This is a genomic window from Labrys okinawensis (assembly GCF_002982075.1).
Classification (GTDB): domain Bacteria; phylum Pseudomonadota; class Alphaproteobacteria; order Rhizobiales; family Labraceae; genus Labrys; species Labrys okinawensis_A.
This window is the reverse complement of sequence record NZ_PUEJ01000009.1, coordinates 278052-285121: the sequence shown is the minus strand read 5'-3', so window position 1 is coordinate 285121 and position 7070 is coordinate 278052. Positions and strand designations below refer to the sequence as shown.

The following is a 7070-nucleotide window of genomic DNA, read 5'->3' as shown; positions in this document are numbered from 1 at the left end:
CGGCCGACAGCTTCGCCTCGACCGAGGCCAAGATGGATTCCTTCGCCGCCGGCGCCGGTACCGTGCTGTTCTTCGAGGACCAGGACGTGGTGAAGAGCCTGCAGGAGAAATTCCCGCTCTATGCCGATGCCTTCCCCGCTTTCTCCGAGCAGTCCGGCGGCATGGCTCAGTTCGCCGTATGGACGGCCCTGGCCGAGCATGGCATCGGCGCCAGCCTGCAGCATTACGCGCCGCTGGTCGACGAGGCCGTGCAGAAGGAATGGAATGTGCCGAAATCCTGGAAGCTGCGCGCCCAGATGCCCTTCGGCTCCAACGAACAGCCCTTCCCCGAGAAGAGCTTCATGAACGACAATGACCGCTTCAAGGTCTTCAGCTGAGGGTCGGCGATCGCTGCTGCCGCCGCGAACCGGCACGATAAGCCAATGATGACGAGAGCGTCAGGCCCGGCCTTGTGCCGGGCCTTGTCACATCCAACGAAAAGCATATGGGCGGCCTTGATCCACGCCCGAGAAACAGGCTACAAGATCGCAGCAATCTGTGCGGGCGTAGTTCAGAGGTAGAACGTCAGCTTCCCAAGCTGAATGTCGTGGGTTCGATTCCCATCGCCCGCTCCAAAAACCGCCATATAAATCAGATGGTTACAAAGCTACTATAGCGGCGGCAGCCAAGGCTTGGTTGATGAGTCGCCACCGAGTCGCCACGGATAATTGGCAGCCCGCGCACGATTCGAACGTGCACCTCCCGGAGTAGAACTTCCGGCGCATTCTCCAGTTTTGCTAGCGGGCCGTGTTGGTCAGGCGGCTCGTTCCCGCCAAAGCCGCTCGGCGCGCCCTTTGATCAGATAGGCGACATGATCGGCACGCTCTACGGAGAGCGGGGCACGTAGAAGCCCGTGTTGCTCAAGCCGCTGGATGTCCTTCGCGAGGGCCTCCAGCAGGTCGACGAGAATGCCGGCCTCCATTATGAGGCCGCGGATCTCTTCCTCGTGGGCGGCATCCGCGGTGTGATCGCGTGTGGCGGTCATGGTAGTCATGGCATTCCCCACACTACCGTTGCGTCGGATACGTGCCGGCCGCGATGTCCTGGCAAGCCGTGGCCAGCTGGGCGAACAACCGGCCGGGCTTCTTGGTGTCATCGATCATCATTCCCAGGTACGCGAACATCCGGGCCAGTTCCTCCCAGGTCGGGCCGGCTGTCGGAATGGCTGGTTTGTTAACCTTGTTGGCGGGCATTGAAGCACCTCTTGTTGCGGATATCGCTAAACCTGTTTACCCTGTAAACATGTATCAAGCTGTTTACCATGTCAACAGGTTTCAATGATGATATCCCCTGCGCAATGCCGGATGGCCCGAGCCGCCCTTGAGATCGGTGTAAGAGACCTAGCCATGATGGCCGGTGTGTCGGCTATGACCATCACGAGATTCGAGAACGGCCATACGAAGGGATATCCTGATACACTGTCGGCCATCCGCTTCGCTCTTGAGGGGAAGGGCATTCAGTTTCTAGAAGGCGGCACGGTATCGACCGGCGTTGGTGTGACACTCAAGACCGGACCAGACGACACGACACAGTTTGGCGGCGGGTAGCTGCGCCCCCTCCCTCGTTAGGCAGAGCACTGCAAGAGCGGCCCGGCCGTGCTATGGTCATCGGGCGTTACCGGAACCGCTGAACATGTCCAAGCTCAAACAATTCGTCTTGCACGTCGTGCTGTTCGGGCTTGCCTATTGCGTCGCCAAGGCTGTGATCGGCTGGCATCGCTTCGTATCGAGCCCGACGGATATGCTGTTCGGATCTCTAATTACGGGACTGGTTGCGGGGATCACCCTGGCGATTTTGACAAGCCTGCCCAATGGCGGGCGCTACAAGAAGTAGGCGCCTATCGCCACTTCGGCCTGAACACCTTGCCGTCCGACGTTCTAAGCTGAGGCCGGGCGGTCCGCCGCTGCGCGGCTTCCAAAACAAAAGCACTAATTCCCAAAAAAAGAAATCCTAGCTTCAATCATGAAATCACAACTTCACAATTCGTGATGGCATGTAACACGAATCGTGCTGCTCGATCACAAAAGATGTTGATGCGATAATCGCATTCTAGAGCGAAAATCGCATCAACTTTTGATGAAAATTCTTTTGAAATGTTATTTATGCGCTTGAATTTTATATCATAAACACGTCGATTCCGCCTACGATTCGCTTTATATTGCTTTTGGGTAACGTGAAGGAGAATCTATTATTTTGGGCAAGAAAGACGTTTATGACCTTCGAGACTTTGGGCCGAAAACGCCCTCTGCCGGCGCCGCGCCAAAATCAGCCCGGCTTTTGCCACGCCCCGCTCACCGCGACGGCGATTAGTGCGACCAAGCAGCCTGACGCCAGGCAGTCGCCTCCCAAGCCGGCCGAGCGGAAAAAGACAGGTGTCCCACCCAAGCCAGTGGTGGAGTTCCCGAAGGCGCTCTTTGACGTTGTAGATGAACCGCAGACGTTCCCAGAGGCATTGGCTCTGCACATGCGGCGCCATGACGATACCGCATGGCATCTTCATCGCGCCGTTGTCCCGGCCGATGGGAGCACGGATCGAAAGACTATCTTCAGCTGGATCAAAGGAACCAAGGTCCCCCGCAGCGTCGAAAGTATGGAGATTCTGGCACGTATTGAGCGCCGCTATCGGCTACCGGCGGGATATTTCACCAGCAAACTTCCACATCAATCCCGCGCTTCGACGGGCTTTCATCTCGACGACATATCGCCGTCAGAGCGCCGCCGAATGGCGTGGCATCTGCCTCCAGAATTCAACTTTCTGCCGTTGGACAAACAGGAAGAGATCGTCGAGTGGGTTAGACGTGTAATCATTAGCGGCGCCACTGGCTATCGACTTTTCCAAGCCGCTGCTATGAAGCAGAGATACGCCATCCGATTCCCGGGTGTGGTCTTCGGGCGCTCTAGCGGCTTCGGCTGGGATAAGTTCGACGCTGAGGATGCATCTTCCGAACATCTCGATGCCGACCCCGAACTATTCTCCGGCGTTGTTGACGCTCCTCCTCGCCTCAGAATGGAGATGGCGGAGCTGATCAGCTTCAAAACCTCCACTCTGACAGCGCTCGGATTGCAGCGAAATGGCGTGTGGGGCGAAGAGACGGCATCACAGAAGCTTGAGCACCTTGGCCTCATGTTGGGCGCTTTGGCAGCTTCTCCCAATGGCGAGGTCAGAGGGCTCGGCGTACCACACTCTCATCTGACGCTGGCGATGCTGGCCTTCCCTGGCATCTGGGATTGGTATCTGCAGTGGCGAGAGCGCCGCCGTGGCTTCTACACCTCATGGGAAGTGGACATGCTGCGCATAGCCTTGGCACTGACTCGCCAGGACACGGGCTGGCTAAGGCAGCACGGCCAGCTTGCGCAACGAGTGCGACCAATCGCCGGGCTGATCAGCGCCGATGAAATCGAGCGAGCAAAAACCGATTGGCACGGCGCTTGTGATGCATTCTACAAACACGCAACGGCCCGCGTGCGGGAGATCAGTAGGATCGCGCGGATCCATCGTGATCCGTTCGAGCCGATCATGCCGATTCTTGAGGCTCCCAGCCCTGTTGGGGAATACCGAAAGATCACCGACGAGATCCTGCGGCGCATTCCGGATGAACGGCGATATCCTCGCGACGCCGCCGAGGCGGTTCGATCCTTCCTATTGCTTCGGCTGGGCCTCCATCTCGGACTGCGTCAAAAGAATCTACGGCAGCTGATGCTATGCCCCCGCGGGCAGGCTCCGCGGACAGAACGGCAACTGGAAGATGTGAAGCGTGGCGAGCTTCGCTGGAGCGAGCGAGATGCCGGATGGGAAGTCCTGATTCCGGCCGTTGCGTTCAAAAACTCCAATTCCTCATATTTCGGGAGCAAGCCATTTCGCCTGGTGCTGCCAAACGTTGTCGACCTCTATGACCAGATAGAGGCCTACATCAGTCGCCACCGCCGCGTCTTGCTTAGAGGAATGCCTGACCCCGGGACGTTCTTTGTAAAGACAGTGAAGCTCACCAGTGCCGACGCTTCGTATGACGAAAACACGTTCTATGAGGCGTGGCGCCTGACCATTCAGCGATACGGGGTCTACAACCCCTACACGGGCCGCGGCGCAATCAAGGGGCTCCTGCCCCACGGTCCGCACAATGTGCGCGACGTGCTGGCAACCCATATCCTGAAACAGACAGGCTCCTACGAGCAGGCCAGCTACGCCATTCAGGACACGCCCGATATGGTCGCCCAACACTATGGGCGCTTTCTGCCACAGGATAAGGCAGCGTTGGCGGCGAAGATTCTGAATCAGGTTTGGAGGGACGAGGCGTAGTCCCCACCAAAAAGCCCGGCCATCTCAACACGGCCGGGCTTAAGTTGGCTCAGTGCGACACAGGGGGATGCGGACCTACACGACTCGATCACCCATTGGCGCGCGTGAAAGTCAGCAGGCACATACATTTACAGATCTAGCGTAATACCAGTGCGATCCTCGATCTGTTTTTTTACAAATCCCTTAGCCAAGGCGACCAATAAATCAACGGTGAATCCTTTGGCCGCGCTTGCTCCCGCTTTAGTGCGACGCCATATTTCTTCATCACGTACGCTATCCGCAAAGTCGTGCCCTTTCCACGACAGGCGCTCCGCAATCCATCCCTCACCCGTATGTGTAAATTCGACAAAACCGGCGCTCTCAAGAAGAGTAAGGTGATACTCTAGGCGGTCGGCCTCCGCCTTGCTGACGCCATTTCCTTCGATACCAAGGATCTCCGCCGTTTCATCCGATGTAGTTTCAAACCAGTCACGCCCATTCTCGATTTCGAGAACAAGTGAGCGAATAAGATCCATATCGCGCTTCATGTCCCATCCAAAAATTATCTAAGAAAAAGACCGGTGGTGCCCTTCACATAGGGGCGCTTCAATAGAGCCGTCACGGGCATTCAGGCAGACTGAGTAAATTGTCAAAACCAACCGAATCTGGCTCGGTCTTGATATATTTACGCCGCCCTACTGGGGACACAACGACTACATTAGCGGTGTATACCCCAACCTGAACGTAAAAGTCCTCGTGGTCCGCACCTTTGGTTTCAATCCGTCGAATAACTTCTTCGACTGAGAGCTTCCACTGTGGTGGCCCAAAGCCTCCAACGTGAGTGATGTGCTCTACTGAGCTATCGCGATTTGGCTTGTTGATGCATTTTATCTGAAAACGACCCGCCATAACTGCCTCCCCGTTTGCGTTGGGCAGTACAGAACCTCTGACGTGACAGCGGCGTTAAATACTACCGCCTCATACGCGCGAGCTGAAGTGAAAGGATTCGGGGGTGGATGCAGCTCGCCGTCGAAAAGCCCTGCGGTACTTGGCAGTGGAGAACCAAACCACCACTACGGCGAATCTACCCTATTCACCTTGTCGAATAAAAATGTAATGGAATATATCGTAAGCGTAACATAATGTATTATAAAGAATACAATGAAAATTAATAAAGCATTATTAAAAATTGTATTATATAATTCAGCTTCAAATTTAATGTTAATGTTAGAGACAATGAGATATACAAGTATATAGAAAATTCCAATTGAGCACAAATAGCCAAACAAAAGGCTTATATATTGCCTCAAAGTCAAAGCTTTATAAAAATATCCATTGTCCTGATTGCTCCATACCCGCAATTGGGCGTGGTTCCCCGGCAATACGTCATCGAGCCCGGACGCCTGGAAGGCGGCAAATGCGGCCAAAGCAGCCAGATGAAAAGGAACTACAAACACCATAAATTGGAATATCTTGTCCCCTAACCCAGACAATATGTTGCCACTGAAGGATGAAGGGAAAAGCCAATAGAATGTATAGAATACTAAAGAAAGAAATACCGGTATAAAAAATTCATATACCCTCTTGCTTTTATGTGCAGGCTCGACCCCTGTTATGGATATAAACTTAAAGCACGATGATATTTCTCTTATCCACCACATGTTATTTCCAATATTCTGGTTTATTGAGACACTTCATCGCAAACTTCTGAATCGGAACGAATATTTTAGCGTGACATTCAGTTAGTTCAGGCCCGATTCCTGGCATCGATATTGTTTTGCAATAACGCATGTCGCCATCGTCAAGAGCGTCTATCGCTATGGTGCCCGTGCTATCCACCGAATGGCCAGCATCATCCACCAATTCTAGGTTTAAATTCTCAAATGATATGTTTTCGAGGGCACCTTTTATGTGGTTGATGAGTGCAGTTACTTTTTTTACATCACTTGTTGGCGCAATCTTTGCCTGAAGCTGCACATCAAGCTTTTCAATTATAGCTTCATCTGCTTCGCCCATATATTTCGTCTTTCCTCTCGTTAATTTAAAACCGCCGATGCGCCCCTGTTCCAGATCGCCTTTTAGACTTCCATTTTCCTGCGGATGGAGTCGCAAGGTTGGACGATACGAAATGGTCTCCGGTTTTTCGTTTTTCCGTTGTCGCTTCTTTTCGGCAATGAATTTATGGGGGTTCTCGGCGGAGTATTTCGCTAGGAGATGAGCGAGAAATTCTCGAACAAGTGCGCGACCGATCCCTCGCGTTCTCTGAATAGCCACCCGAAAACGACCCTGGTCGGCGCCTGCTGCAATTTCCTGTTTCGAAATTACTACATGACAAGATGCACCAGGCACGTAGCCGGGCTCGTCTGCCTCAATCTGAATCACATCTCTGGTTGTTGGATTAACAAATCCCGGTAAAGCCCTGCCCGGGTCTCCCCTCACAAGGAGCAAAGAAAAATTATCTTCGTTCTCTTCTAGATCCGATATGTATATGGCATTTGTCTTATCCGGCGCGTCATTTTCTACACCTGAACCAACAATAAACGCTATAGCTTCTTGTTTATTATAGTAATAATTGCAAACTTCTACTAATAAACTTCCAGGAACTACGACGTCAACTGATGGATAACGCCCCATCGCTAGTTTCAGCAATGTGATGGTTTGCTCTGACATGCGATTCTCCCTAGCACCGAACTAGAAAGCGATTCTATCGAGCGTCGACCAAAAAAAGCAATATCCTGGGGAAGACTTATACAGG

The 7070-nt window shown here is 53.3% G+C and carries 9 protein-coding genes and 2 tRNA genes; 5 read left to right on the top strand and 6 right to left on the bottom strand.

All coding sequences use genetic code 11. The features are described from left to right. Window positions 1-377, top strand: a 377-nt coding sequence (locus C5L14_RS23330; RefSeq protein ID WP_181161304.1) for a nitroreductase family protein, incomplete at its 5' end; no start/stop codon positions are given. Between the two features lie 162 nt (window positions 378-539). Beyond that, window positions 540-614: transfer RNA gene (locus tag C5L14_RS23325), tRNA-Gly, on the top strand. 94 nt (window positions 615-708) lie between these two features. Here the strand turns inward: C5L14_RS23325 and C5L14_RS23320 are convergent. From C5L14_RS23320 to C5L14_RS30090, 3 genes are all read right to left on the bottom strand, one after another. Continuing rightward, window positions 709-786, bottom strand: a tRNA-Arg gene (locus C5L14_RS23320). A 7-nt stretch (window positions 787-793) separates the two neighbouring features. Beyond that, entirely contained in the window at window positions 794-1024 is a 231-nt protein-coding gene (locus C5L14_RS23315) for a hypothetical protein (RefSeq protein WP_146127007.1), read from the bottom strand. A 22-nt stretch (window positions 1025-1046) separates the two neighbouring features. Continuing rightward, window positions 1047-1232 carry a hypothetical protein gene (locus tag C5L14_RS30090; protein ID WP_146127006.1) on the bottom strand — a complete coding sequence of 62 codons (186 nt, stop codon included), beginning with the start codon at window positions 1230-1232 and terminating at the stop codon, window positions 1047-1049. Window positions 1233-1385: 153 nt separating this feature from the next. Here C5L14_RS30090 and C5L14_RS23310 point away from each other — a divergent pair, with 153 nt between their 5' ends. From C5L14_RS23310 to C5L14_RS23300, 3 genes are all read left to right on the top strand, one after another. After that, window positions 1386-1586, top strand: a complete 201-nt coding sequence (locus C5L14_RS23310; RefSeq protein ID WP_245443520.1) for a hypothetical protein — start codon at window positions 1386-1388, stop codon at window positions 1584-1586. A gap of 85 nt (window positions 1587-1671) precedes the next feature. Further along, window positions 1672-1872, top strand: a complete 201-nt coding sequence (locus tag C5L14_RS23305) for a hypothetical protein (protein WP_105864459.1) — start codon at window positions 1672-1674, stop codon at window positions 1870-1872. 379 nt (window positions 1873-2251) lie between these two features. Next, window positions 2252-4336, top strand: coding sequence for a hypothetical protein (locus C5L14_RS23300; RefSeq protein WP_245443518.1), 2085 nt, complete (start codon window positions 2252-2254; stop codon window positions 4334-4336). A gap of 128 nt (window positions 4337-4464) precedes the next feature. On the opposite strand, the gene C5L14_RS23295 is transcribed toward C5L14_RS23300, so the two are convergent. The 3 genes from C5L14_RS23295 to C5L14_RS30085 all read right to left on the bottom strand — a co-directional run bounded on the left by C5L14_RS23295 (window position 4465) and on the right by C5L14_RS30085 (window position 6985). Next, the gene (locus C5L14_RS23295; RefSeq protein WP_105864458.1) at window positions 4465-4863 is read right to left on the bottom strand and encodes a DUF2513 domain-containing protein; all 399 of its coding nucleotides are present in this window, start codon (window positions 4861-4863) and stop codon (window positions 4465-4467) included. Between the two features lie 70 nt (window positions 4864-4933). Then, window positions 4934-5224, bottom strand: a complete 291-nt coding sequence (locus C5L14_RS30995) for a DUF3892 domain-containing protein (RefSeq protein WP_105864457.1) — start codon at window positions 5222-5224, stop codon at window positions 4934-4936. A 753-nt stretch (window positions 5225-5977) separates the two neighbouring features. Then, the gene (locus C5L14_RS30085) at window positions 5978-6985 is read right to left on the bottom strand and encodes a hypothetical protein (protein ID WP_146127005.1); all 1008 of its coding nucleotides are present in this window, start codon (window positions 6983-6985) and stop codon (window positions 5978-5980) included. Window positions 6986-7070: the final 85 nt, after the last annotated feature.

Bases quoted from the DNA above. Each gene is read 5' to 3' on its own strand.
- C5L14_RS23315 (WP_146127007.1), bottom strand. From the start codon at position 1,024: ATGACCGCCACACGCGATCACACCGCGGATGCCGCCCACGAGGAAGAG.
- C5L14_RS30090 (WP_146127006.1), bottom strand. From the start codon at position 1,232: ATGCCCGCCAACAAGGTTAACAAACCAGCCATTCCGACAGCCGGCCCG.
- C5L14_RS23310 (WP_245443520.1), top strand. From the start codon at position 1,386: ATGATGGCCGGTGTGTCGGCTATGACCATCACGAGATTCGAGAACGGC.
- C5L14_RS23305 (WP_105864459.1), top strand. From the start codon at position 1,672: ATGTCCAAGCTCAAACAATTCGTCTTGCACGTCGTGCTGTTCGGGCTT.
- C5L14_RS23300 (WP_245443518.1), top strand. From the start codon at position 2,252: ATGACCTTCGAGACTTTGGGCCGAAAACGCCCTCTGCCGGCGCCGCGC.
- C5L14_RS23295 (WP_105864458.1), bottom strand. From the start codon at position 4,863: ATGAAGCGCGATATGGATCTTATTCGCTCACTTGTTCTCGAAATCGAG.
- C5L14_RS30995 (WP_105864457.1), bottom strand. From the start codon at position 5,224: ATGGCGGGTCGTTTTCAGATAAAATGCATCAACAAGCCAAATCGCGAT.
- C5L14_RS30085 (WP_146127005.1), bottom strand. From the start codon at position 6,985: ATGTCAGAGCAAACCATCACATTGCTGAAACTAGCGATGGGGCGTTAT.